At 69.1% G+C, this 21,228-nt stretch carries 17 protein-coding genes; 13 read left to right on the top strand and 4 right to left on the bottom strand.

Annotated elements, in window-relative coordinates; translation table 11 throughout:
• Positions 1–170: 170 nt before the first annotated feature.
• The 3 genes from ASG40_RS20000 (at position 171) to ASG40_RS19990 (ending at position 4,155) form a co-directional block, all read left to right on the top strand.
• On the top strand, positions 171–641 hold the full coding sequence (locus ASG40_RS20000; protein WP_055889835.1) for a DUF4112 domain-containing protein: 471 nt from the start codon (positions 171–173) through the stop codon (positions 639–641).
• A gap of 25 nt (positions 642–666) precedes the next feature.
• The gene (locus ASG40_RS19995; protein WP_055889961.1) at positions 667–1,812 is read left to right on the top strand and encodes an ABC transporter permease; all 1,146 of its coding nucleotides are present in this window, start codon (positions 667–669) and stop codon (positions 1,810–1,812) included.
• A gap of 150 nt (positions 1,813–1,962) precedes the next feature.
• Complete coding sequence (locus ASG40_RS19990) at positions 1,963–4,155, top strand: putative bifunctional diguanylate cyclase/phosphodiesterase (RefSeq protein ID WP_082524173.1); 2,193 nt, start codon at positions 1,963–1,965, stop codon at positions 4,153–4,155.
• Between the two features lie 50 nt (positions 4,156–4,205).
• Here ASG40_RS19990 and ASG40_RS19985 read toward each other — a convergent pair whose 3' ends face one another.
• Positions 4,206–4,553, bottom strand: a complete 348-nt coding sequence (locus ASG40_RS19985) for a hypothetical protein (protein ID WP_244480666.1) — start codon at positions 4,551–4,553, stop codon at positions 4,206–4,208.
• A gap of 187 nt (positions 4,554–4,740) precedes the next feature.
• A complete protein-coding gene (locus tag ASG40_RS19980) occupies positions 4,741–5,415 on the bottom strand; it encodes a transglutaminase-like cysteine peptidase (protein ID WP_055889832.1) in 675 nt (224 codons plus the stop codon).
• A 226-nt stretch (positions 5,416–5,641) separates the two neighbouring features.
• On the opposite strand from ASG40_RS19980, the gene ASG40_RS19975 reads away from it, so the two are divergent.
• The 3 genes from ASG40_RS19975 (at position 5,642) to ASG40_RS19965 (ending at position 7,306) form a co-directional block, all read left to right on the top strand.
• Positions 5,642–5,989, top strand: a complete 348-nt coding sequence (locus ASG40_RS19975) for a hypothetical protein (protein ID WP_244480665.1) — start codon at positions 5,642–5,644, stop codon at positions 5,987–5,989.
• Between the two features lie 77 nt (positions 5,990–6,066).
• Positions 6,067–6,576 carry an NUDIX hydrolase gene (locus tag ASG40_RS19970; protein ID WP_055889829.1) on the top strand — a complete coding sequence of 170 codons (510 nt, stop codon included), beginning with the start codon at positions 6,067–6,069 and terminating at the stop codon, positions 6,574–6,576.
• 58 nt (positions 6,577–6,634) lie between these two features.
• Complete coding sequence (locus ASG40_RS19965) at positions 6,635–7,306, top strand: carbonic anhydrase (protein ID WP_055889828.1); 672 nt, start codon at positions 6,635–6,637, stop codon at positions 7,304–7,306.
• A gap of 86 nt (positions 7,307–7,392) precedes the next feature.
• Here the strand turns inward: ASG40_RS19965 and ASG40_RS19960 are convergent, their stop codons facing one another.
• Complete coding sequence (locus ASG40_RS19960; protein WP_055889949.1) at positions 7,393–8,100, bottom strand: DUF4142 domain-containing protein; 708 nt, start codon at positions 8,098–8,100, stop codon at positions 7,393–7,395.
• Positions 8,101–8,291: 191 nt separating this feature from the next.
• On the opposite strand from ASG40_RS19960, the gene ASG40_RS19955 reads away from it, so the two are divergent.
• The 3 genes from ASG40_RS19955 (at position 8,292) to ASG40_RS19945 (ending at position 11,115) form a co-directional block, all read left to right on the top strand.
• Positions 8,292–9,380 (top strand): acyltransferase family protein, encoded by a 1,089-nt coding sequence (locus ASG40_RS19955; RefSeq protein WP_244480664.1) that lies wholly within the window; start codon positions 8,292–8,294, stop codon positions 9,378–9,380.
• A 127-nt stretch (positions 9,381–9,507) separates the two neighbouring features.
• Positions 9,508–10,368, top strand: a complete 861-nt coding sequence (locus ASG40_RS19950; protein WP_055889824.1) for a universal stress protein — start codon at positions 9,508–9,510, stop codon at positions 10,366–10,368.
• Between the two features lie 120 nt (positions 10,369–10,488).
• Entirely contained in the window at positions 10,489–11,115 is a 627-nt protein-coding gene (locus ASG40_RS19945) for a hypothetical protein (RefSeq protein WP_244472466.1), read from the top strand.
• Positions 11,116–11,134: 19 nt separating this feature from the next.
• Here the strand turns inward: ASG40_RS19945 and ASG40_RS19940 are convergent, their stop codons facing one another.
• Positions 11,135–12,289 (bottom strand): aminotransferase, encoded by a 1,155-nt coding sequence (locus ASG40_RS19940; protein ID WP_055889820.1) that lies wholly within the window; start codon positions 12,287–12,289, stop codon positions 11,135–11,137.
• Between the two features lie 323 nt (positions 12,290–12,612).
• Here ASG40_RS19940 and ASG40_RS21820 point away from each other — a divergent pair, with 323 nt between their 5' ends.
• The 4 genes from ASG40_RS21820 (at position 12,613) to ASG40_RS19925 (ending at position 21,064) form a co-directional block, all read left to right on the top strand.
• The gene (locus ASG40_RS21820) at positions 12,613–12,759 is read left to right on the top strand and encodes a hypothetical protein (RefSeq protein ID WP_165700243.1); all 147 of its coding nucleotides are present in this window, start codon (positions 12,613–12,615) and stop codon (positions 12,757–12,759) included.
• A 260-nt stretch (positions 12,760–13,019) separates the two neighbouring features.
• Positions 13,020–14,444, top strand: coding sequence for an MdtA/MuxA family multidrug efflux RND transporter periplasmic adaptor subunit (locus ASG40_RS19935; protein ID WP_055889816.1), 1,425 nt, complete (start codon positions 13,020–13,022; stop codon positions 14,442–14,444).
• Between the two features lie 88 nt (positions 14,445–14,532).
• On the top strand, positions 14,533–17,655 hold the full coding sequence (locus ASG40_RS19930; RefSeq protein WP_055889813.1) for an MdtB/MuxB family multidrug efflux RND transporter permease subunit: 3,123 nt from the start codon (positions 14,533–14,535) through the stop codon (positions 17,653–17,655).
• An 85-nt stretch (positions 17,656–17,740) separates the two neighbouring features.
• Positions 17,741–21,064, top strand: coding sequence for an efflux RND transporter permease subunit (locus tag ASG40_RS19925; RefSeq protein ID WP_055889810.1), 3,324 nt, complete (start codon positions 17,741–17,743; stop codon positions 21,062–21,064).
• Positions 21,065–21,228: the final 164 nt, after the last annotated feature.

Raw genomic sequence — 21,228 nt, 5'->3', positions numbered from 1 at the left:
GGAAACGGGCTGCTCTCGGGCGCCGCGCGGGCTTGCCGATACGGCCATCGGATCGGCCGGACGCCTCGTCGCGTCGCGATCCCTTGCCGAGATCCCTTGCGGAGCCTTGGGGCGTGGGCCACATCTGCCGGGTACGCGCTCAGCGCGATCGTCACGTCCGGAGTCCAGCCATGGCGATCATCGAGACCCTCGATCCGACTGCCGCGGATCGCTTCGCCGGTGCCGCACGCACCGGGGAGGCCGACCGGCGCGCGGCCGCGGAAGCGGCGATGCTGCGCTTGGAGCAGTTCGCCCACGTCATGGACGCGGCGTTCGTCATCCCCGGCATCAACCGACGGGTCGGCGTCGACGCGGTGCTCGGCTTGGTGCCCGGCCTGGGCGATCTCGCCGGCGTGTGCCTGTCGTCCTATGTCGTCTACGAGGCCCGGCGGCTCGGCGCGCCGCGCTGGCTTCTGGCCCGCATGGCGATGAACGTCGCCTTCGACGGCGCCGTGGGCATCGTTCCGTTGGCTGGCGACATCTTCGACGCCGCCTTCAAGGCGAACCTGCGCAACGTTCGCCTCCTGCGCCGCCACCTCGAGCGCAGCGGCAAGATCCGGCCCAGCGTGATCGAGGGCACGGCATACCGCATCGACGGCTGAGCCCGACGCTGGTAGGGCGGTGGTCGTGAACGAGATCGCCCACCCGCCCGCCACCCTGCCCGTCGCTCCGCCGGTGAAGGGTGGCCTCTCGCCCTTGAATCGCCGCCGGCTCGCGAATTTTCGCGGCAACCGACTCGGGTTCTGGTCGTTCGTGGTCTTCCTCGTCCTGTTCGGTCTCAGCCTGTTCGCCGAGTTCATCGCCAACGACAAGCCGATCGTCGTGTCCTACAAGGGCGAGATCCTGTTCCCGGTTCTCGTCGACTATCCCGACGAGAAGTTCGGCGGCTTCTATGCCCGGCCCGACTATCGCTCGGCCGAGACCCGCAAGGAGATCGCCGACAACGGCTGGGCGATGTGGCCGCCCATCCCCTATTCCTACGACACCATCATCAACGGCCTGCCCACCCCCTCGCCGTCGCCCCCGACCTGGATGCTCACCGAGGACCAGTGCCGGCCGGTGGCGGAGCGGACCGGCGGTACCGGTTGCCGCGACATCGAGTGGAATTGGCTCGGCACCGACAACACCGCCCGCGATGTCCTCGCGCGGATCATCTACGGCTTTCGCATCTCGGTTCTGTTCGGGCTCATCCTGGCCGCGATCTCCTCGGTGATCGGCGTGATCGCCGGGGCGGTGCAGGGCTACTTCGGGGGGTGGGTCGACCTCGCGCTGCAGCGGTTCATCGAGGTCTGGAGCGCGATCCCGACGCTCTATCTCATCATTATCATCTCGGCCTTCATCGCGCCGGGCTTCTTCGTCCTCCTCGGCATCCTGCTCCTGTTCTCCTGGGTCGCGCTGGTGGGCGTCGTGCGGGCCGAGTTCCTGCGCGCGCGCAACTTCGAGTACGTCCGCGCCGCCCGTGCCCTCGGCCTGTCGAACGTCCGCATCATGAGCCGCCACCTCCTGCCCAACGCCATGGTGGCGACGCTGACCTTCCTGCCGTTCATCCTCAACGGATCGATCTCGACGCTGACCTCCCTCGACTTCCTCGGCTTCGGCCTGCCCCCCGGCTCGGCCTCGCTCGGAGAGCTGCTGGCGCAGGGCAAGGACAACATCCAGGCGCCGTGGCTCGGGCTTACCGGTTTCATCGTCGTCGCGGTGATGCTGAGTCTGCTCATCTTCGCCGGTGAGGCGGTGCGCGACGCTTTCGATCCGCGCAAGACGTTCGCGTGAGCTTATCGGGGCGCCGCTGCCGGAGCGAACACAGAAACGATTGTCAACCCGATCGGACGAAAACGGCTACGTTGTCCGATCACGCTTAGAGGATGTTAGCTTTTTGGGCTATCATTTGCTGGCTTACCGCGTCCTGACGGTGCCCATCAAATGACTCCCTCGTTATCAGGATCGGCCGCGGCCATCGAGGCCCGTCGCCTTACCGCACTGCGCTCCTACCGCGTCATCGACACCGTGGCGACGCCCGAGTTGGGCCGCCTGACCGCCCTCGCCGCCGCGAGCCTCGGGGTTCCGATGGCATGGGTCGCGCTGCTGGACCACGATACCTGCCGCAGGCATGCCTGTGTCGGAACCACGACGACCCAGGTTCCACGCCACGGCGCGCCGTGCGCCGCAGCGATGGCCGCCGACGAGGTCTTCGTCGTTCCCGACGTCACCTGCGATCCGCGTCTGTCCGCAGGATCGTCGGCCGATTGGCCGGAGAACCTACGGTTCTTCGCCGGTGCCGCCCTCGTCACCGCAGCCGGCGATCGGCTGGGGGCGCTGTGCATCGGGGATACCGAGGCCAACGCCACCTTCTCGGTCGAAGCCCGGCAGATGCTGGCGAGTTTCGCGGCCCTGGCGATGGCGCACCTCGACCTGCGCCGGTCCGACGTCCTCAACGCCGCCTCGGCCGGGTTCGCCAAGGCGTCCGAATACTCGTTCATCGCCATCGACGAGAGCGGCACGATCACCTTCGTCAACCCGGCCGGCGAGGCGCTGTTCGGCTACGAGCCCGGCGAGATGATCGGGCAGGACATCGAGATCATCATCCCCGAGCCGTTCCGGAAGGCGCACAAGGTCGGCCTCGCCCGCATCGCCTCGGGCTGTCCCACCAAGCTCGCCGGCCGCACCATCGAGCTCCCCGGCCAGCGCCGCGACGGCAGCGTCTTCCCGATGGAATTCTCGATGTCGATCTGGGAGGACCGGGTCGGCATCGGCATCGGCGCGATCATGCGCGACATCAGCGAATGGCGGGCGCGGGACGCCAAGCTCGTCCAGATGGCCCACCACGACAAGCTCACCGGCCTCATCAACCGGGCCTCGTTCGACGAGGACCTTCAGACCGTTCTGGCGGGGGGGCGCCACGCCACGGTCATGCTGCTCGACCTCGACGGCTTCAAGGAGGTGAACGACAGCCTCGGCCATGCCATCGGCGACGCTTTGCTCCAGGCGGTGGCGATCCGGCTGCCGACCTGCGTCGGCGGAACGGTGACGGTGGCCCGGTTCGCGGGCGATACCTTCGCCCTCCTGTTTTCCGGGTCCGGCGATCCGCTGGCGGCCGGAACCTGCGCCGCCACGATTCTCGATACCTTCCAGGCACCGTTCGAGATCAGCGGCCACACCTTCCATGTGAGCATCAGCATCGGCGTGGCGATCGGCACCGGCCCGGAGATCACCGGCGACGAGCTGGTGGCAGATGCGGACCTCGCCCTCTACCGGGCCAAGCGCGACGGCCGGCACTGCATGCGCCTGTTCGATCCCACCCTGCGCAGCGCCATCGTCGCCCGGCGCGCCCTGCACGACGAGGTCACGCGCGGCCTCGAAGCGTCGGAATTCGTCCTGCATTACCAGCCACAGGTCTGCCTGGTGAACGGACGCATGATCGGCGTCGAGGCGCTGCTGCGCTGGCAGCATCCCCAGCGGGGCCTGCTGCTGCCCGGCGCCTTCATTGAGACTCTGGAAGCCCATCCCCTGGCCGCCACCCTCGGCCGCTGGATCGTCGCGGAGGCGTGCCGCCAGTCGGCGGCCTGGCGCGCCGCCGGCCTGCCGCCGATCCGTGTGGCGGTGAACCTGTTCGGATCGCACCTTCAGGAGGGCTCGCTCGCCCGCGAGGTGATGAGCGGGCTCGCCCAGCACGGCCTGCCGGCCGACGCCCTCGAGATCGAGGTGACCGAGCGCATTGCCCTCCAGGCCGACAGCACCGTCCTCGATCCCATCCGGGAGTTGCATCGCCTGGGCGTCGCCATCGCCTTCGACGATTTCGGCACCGGCTACGCCTCGCTCAGCTCCCTCAAGCGGTTTCCTCTGAACCGCCTCAAGATCGACCGCAGCTTCGTGCGCGACATCCTCACCGACGTGCACGACGCCGAGATCGTGCGCGCGATCCTCGGCATGGCCCACAGTTTCGGCCTCGACGTCATCGCCGAAGGCATCGAGACTTTCGAGCAGCAGGAGATCCTGCGCCGTATGGGCTGCCGCGAGGGCCAGGGCTATCTCTACGGCAAGGCGATGGCGCCGGGTGCCATCGCGGCTCTGCTCGAACGCAAGCCCCCTTGGCGGACCGTCGCCAGCGCCGCCTGAAGTCCCGATGCGGGCCCGCCCCGTGTGGTGGTCCCGCCGGCCGGCCGGGATCAGAGCGGCTGCGTGGTCTGCACGCCGAGAAGCCAGCCACGGGCGCGCTGGAGGAGGGCGGGCCGAACCCGCGCCACGTCGTCGTCGTCCACGAGGGGGGATGTCGACAGGGCCGCCAGGTAGGCGGTCTCGCTCTCGCGGCAGGTCCGCACGGCGGTGTCGGCCGCCAGCGTCCGGCTGGTCAGAACGGCCTGCAGGCTAAAGCTGCGCTCGAGGCAGCCGCGCCATGTGGCATGGAGGGTCGCCACGTCGCCGGCGCTCGCGGGGATCGCCGATCCCGCCAGACCGACCGCCAGGATCATGCCGCGCAGGGTCGCGTTTCGCATCGTCCAGGTCCGGTCCGTCATGGGCTCGAGCCCTCCGTCACAGGCCGACGATGCCCTTGCGACGCCTAATATTTCCTTACCGTTAAGGACGTGTCTTCGTCCCGATGTGGGACGCTCCCCGAAGGTTCGGCGTCCTCCCGGTCCACGCTCCGCCCGCGGAACGTCGGGAGCCTCTGTCGCGTAGTCGTGGGACGACGACCGCTCTGCCTCAGCGGTTGGCCGTGGTCACCGGCGAGGCTGCGCGGCCGAGGGAAACCCAGCCGATGCCGGCCTGGCTCTCGCGCTTGATGAAGGTGTAGCCGGTCTGGCGCCAGGGCAGGACGCTGCTGGTCTTGTTGTCGAGGATGATGTCGCCCCGGTCGGTGATCAGGGTCAGGACGGCGTGGCCCTCGCCCTTCTCGTCGATCACGACCGTCATCCGCATCGCGCGGCGCGAAAGGCCGGCCTCGGCCAGCATCCGACGCTTGACGAGCTGGAAGTCCTCGCAGTCGCCGGCGCCGTCCTCGGCGAGGTCCCAGCGGTCGGCCGAGCCCCAATGGTCGAGGTCGGTGATCGCCCGCAGGGACTTGTTCACCTTGCGGTTGACGGAGACGATGGTGTTCCAGACGGCGGGGCTGAGGGTGATGACGGCCGCCTCGGCGGGCGAAACCGCGCATTCGGCGGCATAGCTCTGGCAGAACTCGGTCCAGGCCGCGATGGGGCGGGCGTCGGCTCCGGCGACGATGGCGCTGGGTGCGGCCGGCAGCGACGCGAACGTCTGGGCCTCCGCAGCCGAGCCGGCGATCAGGCCGGCGAGGATCGGCAGGCCGATGCCGCACAGGGCACGGGCAGCCTTGACGAAGCGCGACGGGGTGTTCTGAAGAGTGGAGCTCGCGACCCGCATGACCCTGCCCGTCTCGTTAATCTGCCGTTAACGAACGGTCTCATGGCGGCGGTTCCTCGGCAATCGGCGAGTTAATAAAAGGTTAACACGACCGGTCGCATTGCGCGCAGCTCCTTTGCCGGCGACCGATCCTCCGCCGGGTCCCCCCGGCGGGCCCGCCTCTTGCCGATCGGACGCCGTTCGCCATGTTGTGGCGTAAGGGGACGCCGATCGACGAGGATCGACCGTGATACGCTCTACCGCCTTCGTACCGTTCGCCCTGCTGCTCTCGTGCCTATCCGCCGGAGCGCAGGACGGGCTCGTGATCGATTCCTCCCGCAAGGCCGTGCTCATCCACGGCAACTACTGCGGTCCCGGCAACAGGGCGCCGCGTCCGCCGGTCGACGCCCTCGATACGGCCTGCATGCACCACGACGCCTGCTCGCCGCCCCGCGGGCAGATCGCCACCTGCGCCTGCAACGATCAGCTCAACCGCGAGGCGGCCGCGGTCGCCGACGATCCGTCCGAGCCGGACAAGGTGCGCGACACCGCCGAGCTGGTCGCCGCGACGGCGCTGGCGCTCCCCTGCCGCTGACCGGTGCCCGCTCGGGGACGGCAACCGGGTCGAGCACCCGCGCTTGCCAAAGCGGAGGCCCTTGCTAAAGCGTGGGCATGACCGAGCCTCCGCATCGCCAGATCGCCCGTGCCCTGGTCTTCGATCCCCGCGAGCGCCTTCTGCTCATCGAGTACGAGGCGGTCCGGCCGTTCGATCCGGTGGACCCGGAGCGTCGCGGGTTCTGGTTCATGCCCGGCGGTGGGATCGAGCTTGGCGAGACGCACGAACAGGCCTGTCGCCGCGAACTCGCAGAGGAAATCGGGCGGCCCGATGTCGATCTCGGTCCGTGCGTGGCGACCTGCGACGGACCGTTCCATCTCTTCCGGACCTCGCGAATCGCGCACGAACGCTATTTCGTCGTGCGCCTGCCCGACGATCGGATCGACACGGCACGACTCGCCGAGACCGAGGACAATCCCGTCCGCGGCGTGCGCTGGTGGAGCTTGAGCGACCTCGACGCCACCTCGGAACGGATCGAACCTCGTGGCCTGGCCGCGCTCGCGCGGCGTATCCTCGACGGCGATGTGCCGGGCTCCCCCGTCACCCTGTCGTGGCACGACTCTTGACGGTCGCCCTACCCGTCCCACGTTTATCCCCGCCCGTCCACACCTTGGAGATGTCCGTATGTTTCCCGAAGCCCTGACCTCCGGCTACCGCCATTTTCTCGACGATCGCCTGCCCAAGGAGGTCAGCCGTTACGCCACCGTGGCCGAGGGCCAGAGTCCCGAGGTGCTGCTCATCGGCTGTTGCGACAGCCGCGTCTCGCCCGAGGTGATCTTCGACACGGGGCCGGGCGAACTCTTCATCGTGCGCAACGTCGCCAACATCGTGCCGCCGTTCGAGGCCGGGGGCCAGTATCACGGAACGTCGGCGGCCATCGAGTTCGCGGTGCAGGCGCTGGAGGTCAAGCATATCGTCGTGCTCGGGCATGCCACCTGCGGCGGCATCAAGGCCTATGCGACGCAGCCGAAGCCCCTGTCGGAGGGCAACTTCATCGGCAAGTGGGTCTCCCTCGTCGGTCCGGCCGCCGAGAAGGCGGAGACCCAGAGCGGGCCCGACTACATGACCCGCCTCGAGTACGCGATGGTCGCCCAGAGCCTCGAGAACCTGATGACCTTCGCCTTCGTGCGCGAGCGGGTCGAGGATGGCCGACTGCAGCTGCACGGCGCTCACTTCGGCATCGCCAAGGGTGAACTCCTGGTCCGCGATCCGACCACGGGCGATTTCGCTCCGGCGATCGACCAGAATGGGCAGAAGGTGTCGCCGACCTCGCTGATCAACTGCGTGGAGCCTTGAGCCCAGCTGCCGACCGCGCAAACGAAAATGGCGGGCCATCGGCCCGCCATTCCATATGGTCGCTGTCGGGCGTCGCGACGCACCATTCAGCGAGCGCCGGGAAGAGCCTGGGCCATCCGGTAATGCCCCTCGAGCACCGGCAGAGCCTGCTCGGCGTGGGCGCGAAGCGCGGGGTTGGTGCCGGTGGCGGCATAGGACCGGTACATCCCGATCGTCATCTCGTGCGACTGGACCTGCATGCTCCCGTAGAGGCGGTCGAAACGCTGGCCCGAGGGGGCGGCGGCGAGTTCGGCCAGCATCTGCTGCTGCTGCGGGTTCAGGGGAACCATGGTGGTGCCGGCGGTGGTGTCGACGTCACGGGTCATCATCCGGCTGCCGGTGGAGGCGCCGCGCGCCGCTCCGCTACCGAGACCCTCGACAGCCCCGACCGGACCACCGCTGAGCGTACCGCCGACGACGCCCGCCGCTGCACCGGTCGCGGCACCGACCGCGCCACCGGCCACAGCCAACGGGGCCTCGATCAGACCGCCGATGGGACCGCCGTTGGAGGCCATCACGTTACGCTCGCCGCCCGCGAGAGCGACGTTGGCGGCGCGGTGGTCGCGCACGGCATCGCGGGCGAAGCGCAGGACGGCCGGGTTGCGGCTCTTGTCGAGGGCGATCTGGCTCGACTGGATCTCGAAGGCGTTCGCCTGCATCGCCGCCATACGGAAATCGCCCTGCATGGTCTGCGCGGCAGCGGGGGCCGAGATCACGGCGACGGCGGCGGTGAACGCTGCGTAAGTCTTGTTCATGGTCATCCTCGAATATGGTTTCGACGAACGATGGATGCGACCGTCGTCGGTCGGCCGCATCGCAATCGTCGGTGCGACCCGTCAACGGGGCCTGCTTCTATTGGTTCCTGCCCGATGGGTCAGGCTATTGCTGCGTCGCCCGAGAATACTATAGCCACGCTTGATCGGTCGGATACGGATCGTCGACGCTGATGCTGCGGGCGATCCAGGTCTTGCGGGCGATGGCGGCCCTGATGGTCGTCATGCACCACGCCACGGTGGAAGCGGTCATCCTGGCCGACCGGGGCGGCGTGGCGTTCGCTGCGATCGGAGTGCTCCCGTGGGCCGCCGGGGTCGACGTGTTCTTCGTCATCTCGGGCTTCATCATCGTTCATGCCGCCGCCCCGCTGTACGGGGTGAGGGGTGGTTGGCGGCGCTTCCTCGCCCACCGCGTTGCCCGTCTGGTTCCCCTCTACTGGCTGGCGAGCGGCCTGTACCTCGCCGTCGTGCTGGCCCTGCCGGGGCTGCTCTCCAACGGCGGGCGCGGGCTCGCCGAGCCCGGCTTCGTGATCGCATCGCTGCTGTTCTGGCCGGTGCTCGACCCCGACGGCCGGGCCCAGCCGCTCTATTCCCTGGGCTGGACGCTCCAGTGCGAGATGGCGTTCTACCTGCTGTTCGCGGTCGCTCTGGGCTGGGGGCGCCGTGCCGCCGTCGCCTGGGTCGCCGGCGTCCTCGGCCTTCTGGCCGGATTGCACGTGCTGGTGCCGGACCTGGCGATGCCCCTGGCGTTCTGGAGCGCTCCGATCGGCCTCGAATTCGCCCTCGGCGCCGCGGTCGGCCTGGCACGGGCGGAGGGCCTGCGGCTGTCGCTGGCGTCTCGGCTCGCCTTGGCGCTCGTCGGCCTCGCGCTGCTGTCGGTCGCGCCCGAGCCCGATGCCGTGGCGCGGCCGCTCGCCTACGGCCTGCCGGCGATGCTGCTGGTGGCGGCCGCCGGGCTCGGTGCGTCCGCCGGGCGGGCGACGTCGTCGTCCCTGCCGTGGCGGTTCGGCATCCACCTGGGGGACGCCTCCTACGCCCTCTACCTCGTTCATCCCTTCGTGCTGCGCGGCCTGCGCGGCGCGATCACCGGTCTCGCCCTGCCGATCTCGCCCTCGGCGTCCATGGGCGCGATGATCATGATGGCGGCGGCGATCGCCCTCGCGGTCCACCGCTACGTCGAGCGCCCGATGGTCGCCCGCGCCCGCCGCTGGCTCGATCCGGCCGGCACCGGAACCCGGCCGAAGCCGGTCGACGGACCCTGAAGAGGCCCATCGAGCGACCGGCGGGGGCGTTTTCCCTCGACCCGTTCCGAATACCGGGCTCCCCTTTTCGAGCCGATGCGCTAGCCTCCGCCATCGTCGCGATCCGACAGGCCGAGGTGCCGCATCCATGAAGACGCTTCTCGTCCCCGTGGCCCTTCACGATTCCCTCGACTCGGTGTTCGAGACCACGCGCATCGTGGCGACCCTGTTCGGTAGCCTGGTGGAGGGGGTCTCCCTCCGGCCGGCCCTGGCGGAATACGTCCCCGTCGACATGGTGGGCGGCATGACGTGGCTGCGCGACGAGGAGGCCGACAAGGCGGAGGCCGAAGCCGCAGGCCGCCGGTTCGTCGACTTCATGTCCAACGCCGGCCTGCCGCTGGCGCAGGAGGGACCCTGCACCCCGGAGGCCGTCGCCAAGGCAGGACCCCGCTACCGCTGGCGTCCCGACGTCCCGGCCGGCGACGCCTTCCTCGGCCATTACGCGCGGCTGTTCACCGCCACCGTGGTCGGCCGGCCCGGCGCGGACGACGGCAGTCCGCGCATGACCACTTTCGAGACGGCCCTGTTCGAAGGAGGGCGCCCGATCCTGCTGGCGCCGCCCAAGCCCCCCGCGAGCCTGGGCACCGCCGTCATGATCGCCTGGAACGGCTCGACCGAGACCGCGCGGGCGGTGGCCTTCGCGATGCCGTTCCTGCGCAAGGCCGCCCGCATCCGGGTCATCAGCGTCGAGGGCGGGACGGTCCCGGGTCCGAGTGCGGAAGACCTGGCGCGGGCGCTGGCCTGTGAGGGGATCGAGGCCGACCACAGCGCCCTTCCGGCCGGGCGGCGCACCCCCGGCGAGGTCTTTCTCACCGAGGCGCAGGCCTATGGCTGCGATCTCCTGATCAAGGGCGCCTATACCCAGAGCCGCCTGCGCCAGATGATCTTCGGCGGCCCCACCAGCCATCTGCTCGCGCATGCCGAGATCCCGATGCTGCTGGCCCACTGAGCGCAGCGCACGAAATCGACCGGCGCCGAGGGCACCATCCGCCGAATGGCGGGTTTTCCGGTGCCGGCCCTCGCACCGTTGGGCGACGGCCTGCAGCCCCCGAAGGATCGAGACCCGGTCATGACGTCTGCCACTCTCACGTTCGCCAGGACGGGCGTCGCGATCGCCGCCCTCATGGGCGCTCTCACCGCCGGCGCTTCGGCGCTCCGGGCCGAGACCTTGAAGGTGTACCGCGGGACGATCGAGGACGCCGACAGCGAGAAGGCGACGATCAGGACCCGATCCGGCCAGAGCGTCGTCCTGACCTTTCCCGAGCGGCCGAAGATCTTCTCGGCGCTGACGGGGCGTCTCTCGGACGTGAAGCCGGAGAGCTACATCGGCGCGACCGCGATGCCGCAGCCCGACGGCACGCAGAAGGCGCTGCAGCTGACGGTCTTTTCCTCCAGCCTCAGGGGAACGTCGGACGGACATGCGCCCTCCGATCTCGTGGACGGCGCCGCCACCACGAACGGCGCGGTCCAGACCCTCGAGGGGACGAAGGGTCGCGTCATCACCGTCCGCTACCGCGACGGCGAGAAGACCATCGTCGCCGACGACGGTACGCCGGTGAACCTCGTCGATCCCGGCGACAAGAGCCTTCTGATCTCCGGTGCGCCGATCGTCGCCTTCACCCAGCCCGCACCAGGCGGCAAGATCCGGGCTGTCATCGTGGTCGTCGGCCGTAACGGCACCGTTCCGGCCATGTGAGGCGTATACGCGGTCGCTCTCAGGCCAGCGTCCGGCCGAAGTCGCCGATGCGGTCGAGGGCCGCATCGAGGGTGTGATCCGCCTTGGCGAAGCAGAACCGCACGATGTGGCGCACCGGGTCCGCGGTGTAGAAGGCGCTGACCGGGATCGCGGCGACCCCGTAGTCCGACACGAGCGTCCGGCAGAAGGCGACGTCGTCGGCGATGCCCAAGTCCGCGATGTCGATGTTGAGGAACCACGTCGCCTGCGCCGGAAGAACCGTGAACCCCCGCTCCGCCAAACCGCGCGCCAGCCGGTCGCGCGATCGCGCGAACCCGGCGCGCATCTCCTCGAAATAAGCCCTGTCCTTGGCCAGCCCGTAGGCGACGGCTTCCTGGAGGTTGGGCGGCGTCGTGAAGGTCAAGAACTGATGGGCCTTCGACAGGCCCTTCATGAGGGTCGGTGCCGCCATGACGAAGCCGACCTTCCAGCCGGTGAGGCTGAAGATCTTTCCGGCCGAGCCGATCTTCACCGTCCGCTCGCGCATGCCGGGGACGGCCATGAGCGGGAGGTGTCGGCGCCCGTCGAAGACGAGGTGCTCCCAGACCTCGTCGCAGACCGCGACGACGTCGAAACGCTCGCAGAACCCCGCCAGCATGGTGAGATCGTCCTCGGCCAGGACCGTCGCGCTCGGATTGAGCGGATCGTTGAGGACGACGACCCTCGTCCTCTCGCTGAACGCAGCGGCGAGGGCCGCCTCGTCGAGGCCGAAGTGCGGGGGCCGCAGCGTCACGACCCGCGGGATGCCGCCCGCCCTCAGGACCAACGGCCGGTAGGCGTCGTAGGCGGGTTCGAACAGCACGACCTCGTCGCCCGGCTCGATCAGGGCCAGAAGCGAGGCGGCCAGGGCCTCCGTCGCCCCCGAGGTCACCATCACCTCCGTCTCCGGGTCGAGCGTCAGCCCCTGGTGCCGGCCGTAATGGGCGGCGATGGCCTCGCGCAGGATCGGCAGGCCCATCATCGGCGGGTACTGATTGTAGCCTTCCAGCAGCGCGCGGGCCGCCGTCTCGCGGATGTCCGCCGGGCCGGGATCGTCGGGAAAGCCCTGGCCGAGGTTGATCGCGCCGTGATGGCGGGCCAGGCCCGACATCACTTCGAAGATGGTGGTCGGAAGATCAGCGAAGACGGGGTTCATGAGACGAAACCGCGGAAAGAAGACGAGGGCGCCGGCTTCACCGCGCCTAGCATGGTGGAAGAGCGGTACATATCCCGACGTCGCGTGCGCAGGCGCACCCTCGACAACGGTCGATCTCTGACGATTGTTGACATTCATCAGCCGTGATTTAGGTTTCGCTCACGGCTGGAGCGGCGCTCGCTTCGGTGGAACTCCGCCCCCTCGTTTCGTCGGGGCCGATGTGCCGCTCCGGTCGTTTCTCGCCGCGAACGCCCCCTCACGGGGCAGGCAAACGTTCGATGAAGTGATACCGGGCGGTATCCCGAACCAGCCCTGCGAACGCGATGTCTAGCCGGACCTGCATCATTCTCGCCTGCCTCGTCGCCGTCACCGGCGCGGGGCTGCGCCTCGCCGTTCCGGTGACCCCCGCCGACGACGCGTTCCGGGAGATGCTGAGGCTCTACCGGACCCTCGAGGACAGGCCCCGGTGACGGCGGACGGCAATACCCGGAAACACTGACGCCGCACTGGCGACGCATTGGCGGCCCAGTTGGTATGCCATGCTCGACGTGTCGCTGCTTCACGATGCCGGTTTCCCCCGGCGCGGCTGTTCCGCCCGGCCGGGATGTCAAACCGCGTGGCCGGCCCCATCTTGGGCGAGCACCAGGTCGGGGTCGACGTCGGGCGCCGGATCGGCTGCCGACCATTCGCTTCGCATGGTGCTCCGCGCCGGGCGATCGGGCTTGTATCGATGAACGACAGCACCCCTATCCGCACCGAGACGGCGCGCGACTATTCCGAGCCCAACCCCACCGTGACGCGTCGCTCCAGGAGCGGCTGGATCTGGTTCCTGCTCCTCCTCGCGGCGGCGGGCGGCGGCTACTACGCCTACCGGACCTACTCTATCCCCAAGGGCGAGCAGGCCAAGACGGAGGCCGCGGCCGAGCCGGGCCGCGGCAGGGGGCGCGGCGGCCGGACCGGCGACCCGGCCCAGGCGGTGGGCGTCGCCCGGATCACAGCCGGCGACATTCCCGTGGTGCTGTCGGGACTCGGGACCGTGACACCGCTGGCCACCGTCACCGTGCGCTCGCAGATCAGCGGCTACCTCACCCAGATCGGCTATCGCGAGGGCCAGATGGTGAAGCGCGGCGACTTCCTCGCGCAGATCGACCCGCGCATCTACGAGGCCCAGCTCGCCCAGTTCGAGGGGCAGCTGCAGCGCGACCAGGCGCTCCTGCAGAACTCCAAGCTCGACCTCGCCCGCTTCCAGCGACTGTCGCAGCAGGATTCGATTTCGAAGCAGAACGTCGACACGCAGGCGGCCCTCGTCAAGCAGAACGAGGGCACGGTGGCCGCCGACCAGGCTCTCGTCGATCAGCAGAAGCTCAACATCGCCTACTGCCGGATCACATCGCCGGTTGAGGGCCGGGTCGGCCTGCGTCAGGTCGATCAGGGCAACTACGTCACCGCCGCCTCCACCGCCCTCGTGGTGGTGACGCAGCTGCATCCGATCTCGGTCTTGTTCACGCTGCCCGAGGACGATGTCGCGCGCGTGATGAAGCGAATCCGCGCCGGAGCCAAGCTCACGGTGAAAGCCTACGACCGCGGCGACACCGTCGAGGTCGCCAGCGGGTCGCTGGACACGGTCGACAACCAGATCGACACGAGCACCGGCACGGTCAAGCTGCGCGCTATCTTCGACAACAAGGACGACGCGTTGTTCCCCAACCAGTTCGTCAACGCCAAGCTCACCGTGGATACGCTGGCCGACGTCCCCATCGTGCCCACCGCCGCGATCCTGCGCGGCACGCCCGGCACCTACGTCTATCTCCTCGACGGAGACAGCAAGGTGGTGGTGCGTCCGATCAAGCTCGGCGAGAGCGACGGGCCGCGCACCGCCGTGATCTCCGGGCTGCAGGTCGGCGACCGGGTCGTGGTCGACGGGACCGACCGGCTTCGCGACGGCGCGCCGGTGCGGGTCATCGAGGACAAGGCGGCTGACGGCAAGACGGCTGACGGCAAGATATCGGACGGCAAGCCCGCCGACGCTCAGCCCGGTACGCCCACTGCCGAAGGGGCGGCGGCCGCCACCGGCGCGTCGATGCCGGCCGCTCAAGGCCAGCCCGGCGCGGAAGCGCCCAAGCGCGAGCGCCGCCGCCGCGAGCAGGCGCCGTGATGGCGCACCGCGTTTCGATGTTCGGCCGCGGTCCGGGCCCGGTCCGGGGGGAGGGGCGTCACCGCGCGCCGGCCGCGGCGCGCACCCGATGAACCCGTCGCGCCTCTTCATCCTGCGACCCGTCGCGACGACGCTCCTGATGCTGGCGATCCTCATCGTCGGCATGGTGTCCTACGTGAACCTGCCGGTCTCGGCCCTTCCCGCCGTCGACTACCCGACCATCCAGGTTCAGACCTTCTATCCGGGCGCCAGCCCGGAGGTGATGACCTCGGCGGTGACCGCGCCGCTGGAACGCCAGTTCGGCCAGCTCGCCAACCTCAACCAGATGTCCTCGCAGAGCTCGGCGGGCGCGTCCGTCGTCACCCTGCAGTTTAACCTCGACCTGCCCCTCGACATTGCCGAACAGCAGGTCCAGGCGGCCATCAACGCCGCCGGCAACCTGCTGCCCAGCGACCTGCCGGCGCCGCCGATCTACGCCAAGGTCAACCCGGCGGATGCGCCGGTGCTGACCCTGGCCCTGACCTCGGCGACGCTGCCGCTCACGCAGGTGCGCGATCTCGCCGAGACGCGCCTGGCGCAGAAGATCTCGCAGGTCCCCGGCGTCGGCCTCGTCAGCGTCGGCGGCGGCCAGCGCCCGGCGGTGCGGGTGCAGTTCAACGCACGGGCCCTGGCCGCCTACGGGCTCAACATCGACGACCTGCGCACCACGATCGCCAACCTCAACGTCAACACGCCCAAGGGGACCATCGACGGGCCGACGCAGTCCTACGCCATCAACGCCAACGACCAGATCCGCGACCCGGCCGCCTACAAGGATGCGATCATCGCCTACAAGGCCGGCTCGCCGGTGCGGATGTCGGACGTGGCCGACGTCGTCGACGGCGCGGAGAACACCAAGCTCGGCGCCTGGATGGACGAGACGCCGGCCGTCATCCTCAATATCCAGCGCCAGCCCGGCGCCAACGTCATCAGCACCGTCGACAAGATCAAGGCGCTGCTGCCGCAGCTGCAGGCGACGCTGCCGGGCGCCATCACGGTGACGCTGCTCACCGACCGCACCGTCACCATCCGCGCTTCCGTCCACGACGTGCAGGTCGAACTGGCGCTGGCCATCGGCCTCGTCGTCCTGGTGATCTTCCTGTTCCTGCGCAGCGTCGCCGCCACCCTGATCCCGAGCCTGTCGGTGCCCCTGTCGCTGATCGGCGCCCTCTCGATCATGGACCTCTACGGGTTCTCCCTCGACAACCTCTCCCTGATGGCGCTCACCATCGCCACGGGTTTCGTGGTCGACGACGCCATCGTGGTGATCGAGAACATCTCCCGGCACGTGGAGGAGGGCGATCCGCCGTTCGAGGCGGCGCTCAAGGGCAGCCGCGAGATCGGCTTCACCATCATCTCGCTCACCGTGTCGCTGCTCGCGGTGCTGATCCCGCTCCTGTTCATGGGCGACGTGATCGGCCGGTTGTTCCACGAATTCGCGATCACGCTGGCGGCGACCATCGTCATCTCGGGCGTGGTCTCGCTGACCCTCGTGCCGATGCTGTGCGCCCGCCTCCTCAAGCACGTGCCGGAGCGGGTGGCGCGGCGCGAAGGGTTCCTGTCCCGGCTCGGACGCCGGCTCAGCGAAGGCACCATCGCCGCCTATGGCCGCGCCCTGCGCGTGGTCCTGGCCCACCAGGGCCTCACGCTGATCGTGACGGTGGGCACGGTGATCCTCACCGGCTACCTGTTCGTGGTGATCCCCAAGGGGTTCTTCCCCGTGCAGGACACGGGCGTGATCCAGGGCATCACCCAGGCCGACCAGACCGTGTCCTACGCCGCCATGGCCGAGCGCCAGCAGCAGCTCGCGGCCATCGTGCTCAAGGATCCCGACGTGGTCAGCCTGTCGTCCTTCATCGGCGTCGACGGCCAGAACGTGACGCTCAATTCCGGGCGTTTCCTCATCAACCTGAAGCCGCACGCCGAGCGCAAGGACGCGGCTTCGGCGATCATCCGGCGCATTCGCGAGGCCACGGCCAGCGTGCCGGGCATCCGCCTGTACATGCAGCCGATCCAGGACCTCACCATCGATACGGCGGTCAGCCCGACGCAGTACCAGGTGATCCTCGAGAACCCGAACCTCGACGCCTTCACCGTCTGGGTGCCGCGCTTCATCCAGGCGCTGCAACGCTCGCCCCTGCTGGCGGACGTGGCGAGCGACCTCCAGAACGCGGGGCTGGCCGCCTACATCACCATCGACCGCTCCACGGCCGGCCGCTACGGCATCACGCCGGCCACCGTCGACAATGCGCTCTACGACGCCTTCGGGCAGCGCATCGTCTCGACGATCTTCACCCAGTCGAACCAGTACAGGGTGATTCTCGAGGCCGATCCGGAGCAGCACAAGACGCTGGAGAGCCTAAACACCATCTACCTGCCGTCCTCCACGGTCGCCTCCGGCCAGGTGCCGCTCTCGGCGATCGCCCGTGTCGACGAGCGCCGCGCGCCGCTCCTGATCAGCCATCTCGGCCAGTTTCCCGCCAGCACCGTCTCGTTCAACCTCGCCCCCGGGGCGGCGCTGGGCGACGCGGTGGGCGAGTTCGAGCGGGTCCGCAAGGAGATCGACCTGCCGCCGAGCTTCCGCATCGTGCCGCAGGGCTCCGTCCTGGCCTTCGAATCGGCGCTCTCCAACCAGCTCTTCCTGGTGCTGGCCGCGATCGTGACGGTCTACATCGTGCTGGGCGTCCTCTACGAGAGCTTCATCCACCCGATCACGATCCTCTCGACGCTGCCCTCGGCGGGCATCGGCGCCCTGATCGGCCTGATGCTGTTCGGCCTGTCGCTCGACGTCATCGCCATCATCGGCATCGTGCTCCTCATCGGCATCGTGAAGAAGAACGCGATCATGATGATCGACTTCGCGCTCCAGGCCGAGCGCGAGGAGGGCAGGAGCCCGCGTGACGCGATCTACGAGGCCTGCCTCCTGCGCTTCCGCCCGATCCTCATGACGACGCTGGCCGCCCTGTTCGCGGCGGTGCCGATGATCGTCGGCACCGGCGTCGGCTCCGAGCTGCGCCAGCCGCTCGGCATCGTCATCGCCGGCGGCCTCATCGTCAGCCAGGTGCTGACGCTGTTCACGACGCCGGTGATCTACCTCGCCTTCGACCGGCTCGAACGACGCATCACCGGTCGGCGCGAGGGCGGGGCCAAGACCGCCGGGGCCTCGACGTGAGGGACGATCGCACGAGTTCGCGCTGTCACGCGACGCGGATCCCTTCCCCCTCCGCGGGGGAGGGGGACCTGGCGGGTGTTCGTCCGTGAACATCTCCGCGCCCTTCATCCGCCGTCCCATCGCGACCACGCTGCTCACCCTCGGGGTGCTGCTGGCGGGCATCTTCGCGTTCACGAAACTGCCGGTGGCGCCGCTGCCGCAGGTGGATTTCCCCGTCATCCTGGTCCAGGCGACGATGTCGGGCGCCTCGCCGGAGACCATGGCGACCACCGTGGCCTCGCCCCTCGAGCGGCGGCTGGGCATCATCGCCGACGTCACCGAGATGACCTCGACGAGTTCCACCGGCTCGGTGCGGATCGTCCTGATGTTCGGCCTCGACCGCGATATCGACGGGGCCGCCCGCGACGTCCAGGCGGCGATCAACGCGGCGCGCGCGGACCTGCCGACGGCGCTGCGGCAGAACCCGACCTATCGCAAGTTCAACCCGGCCGATTCCCCGATCCTCATCCTGGGGCTCACCTCGGACACGCTCTCGCCGGGCCAGCTCTACGATTCGGCTGCCACCATCGTGCAGCAGAAGATGTCCCAGCTCCCCGGTGTCGGGAACGTCGACATCGGCGGCTCGTCGCTGCCGGCGGTGCGGGTGGAACTCGATCCCACCGCGCTGTTCAACTACGGGATCGGCCTCGAGGGTATCCGTGCCGCGCTCGCCTCCGCCAACGCCAACTCGCCCAAGGGGGCGATCGAGACCGAGAGCCGCCACTACCAGCTCTATGCCAACGACCAGGGCCGGGTGGCGGCGGACTACCGCGACATCGTCGTGGCCTACCGCAACGGCGCCGGGGTGCGCCTCTCGGACGTCGGGCAGGTGCTCGATTCGGTGGAGGACAAGCGCAATCTCGGCCTGATCAACGGCAAGCCGGGCGTCATCCTGTTCATCTACAAGCAGCCGGGCTCGAACGTCGTCGAGACTATCGACGGGTTGAAGGCGGCGCTGCCGCAGGTCCGGGCGGCCCTGCCGGGCGACATCGACCTCACCATCACCGGCGACCGCAGCGCCACGATCCGGGCCTCGCTGGCCGAGACCGAGCACACGCTGATCATCGCCGTCGTCCTCGTCATCGGCGTGGTGTTCGTCTTCCTGCGCTCGGGGCGGGCGACGCTGATCCCCGCCGTCGCCGTGCCGATCTCGATCATCGGCACCTTCTCGGCGATGTACCTGCTAAACTACAGCCTCGATATCCTATCCCTGATGGCGCTGATCATCGCCACCGGCTTCGTCGTCGACGACGCCATCGTGGTGCTGGAGAACATCCAGCGCCATATCGAGGAGGGCAAGCCGCGGGTCGAGGCGGCGCTGCTCGGCTCGCGCGAGGTCGGCTTCACCGTCATTTCCATGAGCCTGTCGCTGGTGGCGGTGTTCCTGCCGATCCTGCTCATGGGCGGTATCGTCGGGCGATTGTTCGAGGAGTTCGCGGTGACGCTGTCGCTCGCGATCCTGATCTCGCTGGTGCTGTCGCTCACGACGACGCCGATGATGTGCGCCGTCTTCCTCAAGCCCGAAGGCCACCGCGCCGACGGGACGCCACTCAAGCGCCCCACCCTGCTCCTGCGCATCCTCGAGGGCGGGTTCGAGGCCATGCTGCGCGGCTATGGGCGCACCCTGCGGATCGCCCTGCGCCATCCGCGCCTCGTGCTGCTCGTGCTACTCGCGACCGTCGGGCTCAACGTCTACCTCTACATCATCGTGCCCAAGGGGTTCTTTCCCGAGCAGGACACCGGCCAGATGATGGGCGGCATCCAGGCCGACCAGCGCATCTCGTTCCAGGCGATGAAGCAGAAGCTCGAACAGGCCAGCGCCATCGTCCAGGCCGATCCGGCCGTGGACAGCGTGGTCGGGTTCACGGGCGGGCGCGGCACCAATTCGGCTAACGTCTTCGTCGGCCTCAAGCCCCTCGGACAGCGTGCGCCGATCGGCGAGGTCATCAATCGACTGCGGCCCAAGCTTGCCCGCGTGCCCGGCGCGCGCCTCTATCTCACCCCCCGGCAGGACCTGCGGATGGGCGGGCGCCAGAGCTTCGCCACCTACCAGTACACGCTCCAGGGCGACACCCCCGACGAGCTCTATGCGGTGGCGCCCAAGCTGGTCCAGGCGCTTCAGCGTGACCCGACCTTCGCCGACGTGACCTCCGACCAGCAGGAGGGCGGCCTCGAGAGCCGCCTCGTGATCGATCGCGCGACGGCGTTCCGCTACGGCCTGACCCCCGACAAGATCGACAACACGCTCTACGACGCCTTCGGCCAGCGCGCCGTCTCCACGATCTACAACCCGCTCAACCAGTACCGCGTCGTGATGGAGATCGCCTCGCGCTACCTGCAGTCGCCCGAGACCCTCAAGACGATCTACGTCTCGACCTCGGGCGGCAACGCGCGCGGTTCGGCCCGCACCAATGCGGTGGCCGGTACGGTGGCCGGCGACACGGCCGGGCCGGCGGCGGCCGCCGCCGGGACCAGTGCCACCGGGTCGGCCGGAACCGACGCGGCCGCGATCGCGGCCGATCCGGCCAGGAACGCCGCCTCCAACGCCATCGCCGGTGGCCGCAGCGGCGCTTCGTCGAGCGCACCGGTGTCGAGTGCCCGCGAGACCATGATCCCGCTCTCGGCCTTCGCCCGGCTCGAGACCGGCAATGCGCCGGTCCAGGTCAGCCACCAGGGCCTGTTCGTGGCCACCACCATCTCGTTCAACCTGGCGGCCGGCAAGAGCCTCTCGGACGCCACGGTCGGCATCGATCGGGCGATGGCGGAAATCAGGGCCCCGGCCACGATCCACGGGGAATTCGCCGGCACCGCCAAGACCTTCCAGGCCTCCTCCTCGCGCCAGCCGCTCCTCATCCTGGCCGCGATCCTGGCGGTCTACGCGATCCTGGGCATCCTCTACGAAAGCTACATCCACCCGATCACGATCCTCTCGACGCTGCCCTCGGCCGGGATCGGCGCCCTGCTGGCGCTCCTCGTCTCGGGCACCGAGTTCACGGTGATCGCGCTCATCGCGGTGTTCCTGCTGATCGGCATCGTCAAGAAGAACGCCATCATGATGATCGACGTCGCCCTCGATGCGGAGCGGACGCGGGCGGTCCCGCCCCGCGACGCGATCGTCGAGGCCTGCCTCTTGCGCTTCCGCCCGATCATGATGACAACGCTGGCCGCTCTCCTCGGCGCGTTGCCGCTGATCGTCGCCGGCGGCGAGGGCTCGGAACTGCGTCGCCCGCTGGGGATCGCCATCGTCGGCGGATTGATCGTGAGCCAGATCCTGACCCTCTACACCACGCCCGTCGTCTACCTCTATCTCGACCGGTTGCGCCGGCGCCCGAAGGCTGCGGGCGGCGTCCAGGCGGTACCGGCGGAATGACGGTTCGGTCGATGGCCCGGTTCGCGACCCTCCCCCTGCTGCGGGGCAGGAGCCCCGGCGCATGCCGGGCGGGAGGAGGGGCGGTGATCGATCCCAAGAGGGCGGTTTCGCGCGCTCCCGATCCGTGTCACGGCCCATCCTCCCCGGCAGGGGGGACAGGTCGG

Origin of the sequence: Methylobacterium sp. Leaf399, from assembly GCF_001424525.1 — a bacterium.
Lineage (GTDB): Bacteria > Pseudomonadota > Alphaproteobacteria > Rhizobiales > Beijerinckiaceae > Methylobacterium.
The sequence above is the reverse complement of the archived record's forward strand: the minus strand, read 5'-3'. Positions and strand labels throughout refer to the sequence as shown.

Bases quoted from the DNA above. Each gene is read 5' to 3' on its own strand.
- ASG40_RS19940 (WP_055889820.1), bottom strand. From the start codon at position 12,289: ATGAACCCCGTCTTCGCTGATCTTCCGACCACCATCTTCGAAGTGATG.
- ASG40_RS19985 (WP_244480666.1), bottom strand. From the start codon at position 4,553: ATGACGGACCGGACCTGGACGATGCGAAACGCGACCCTGCGCGGCATG.
- ASG40_RS19970 (WP_055889829.1), top strand. From the start codon at position 6,067: ATGACCGAGCCTCCGCATCGCCAGATCGCCCGTGCCCTGGTCTTCGAT.
- ASG40_RS21820 (WP_165700243.1), top strand. From the start codon at position 12,613: ATGTCTAGCCGGACCTGCATCATTCTCGCCTGCCTCGTCGCCGTCACC.
- ASG40_RS19960 (WP_055889949.1), bottom strand. From the start codon at position 8,100: ATGAACAAGACTTACGCAGCGTTCACCGCCGCCGTCGCCGTGATCTCG.
- ASG40_RS19965 (WP_055889828.1), top strand. From the start codon at position 6,635: ATGTTTCCCGAAGCCCTGACCTCCGGCTACCGCCATTTTCTCGACGAT.
- ASG40_RS19955 (WP_244480664.1), top strand. From the start codon at position 8,292: ATGCTGCGGGCGATCCAGGTCTTGCGGGCGATGGCGGCCCTGATGGTC.
- ASG40_RS19930 (WP_055889813.1), top strand. From the start codon at position 14,533: ATGAACCCGTCGCGCCTCTTCATCCTGCGACCCGTCGCGACGACGCTC.
- ASG40_RS19980 (WP_055889832.1), bottom strand. From the start codon at position 5,415: ATGCGGGTCGCGAGCTCCACTCTTCAGAACACCCCGTCGCGCTTCGTC.
- ASG40_RS19990 (WP_082524173.1), top strand. From the start codon at position 1,963: ATGACTCCCTCGTTATCAGGATCGGCCGCGGCCATCGAGGCCCGTCGC.
- ASG40_RS19935 (WP_055889816.1), top strand. From the start codon at position 13,020: ATGAACGACAGCACCCCTATCCGCACCGAGACGGCGCGCGACTATTCC.
- ASG40_RS20000 (WP_055889835.1), top strand. From the start codon at position 171: ATGGCGATCATCGAGACCCTCGATCCGACTGCCGCGGATCGCTTCGCC.
- ASG40_RS19950 (WP_055889824.1), top strand. From the start codon at position 9,508: ATGAAGACGCTTCTCGTCCCCGTGGCCCTTCACGATTCCCTCGACTCG.
- ASG40_RS19945 (WP_244472466.1), top strand. From the start codon at position 10,489: ATGACGTCTGCCACTCTCACGTTCGCCAGGACGGGCGTCGCGATCGCC.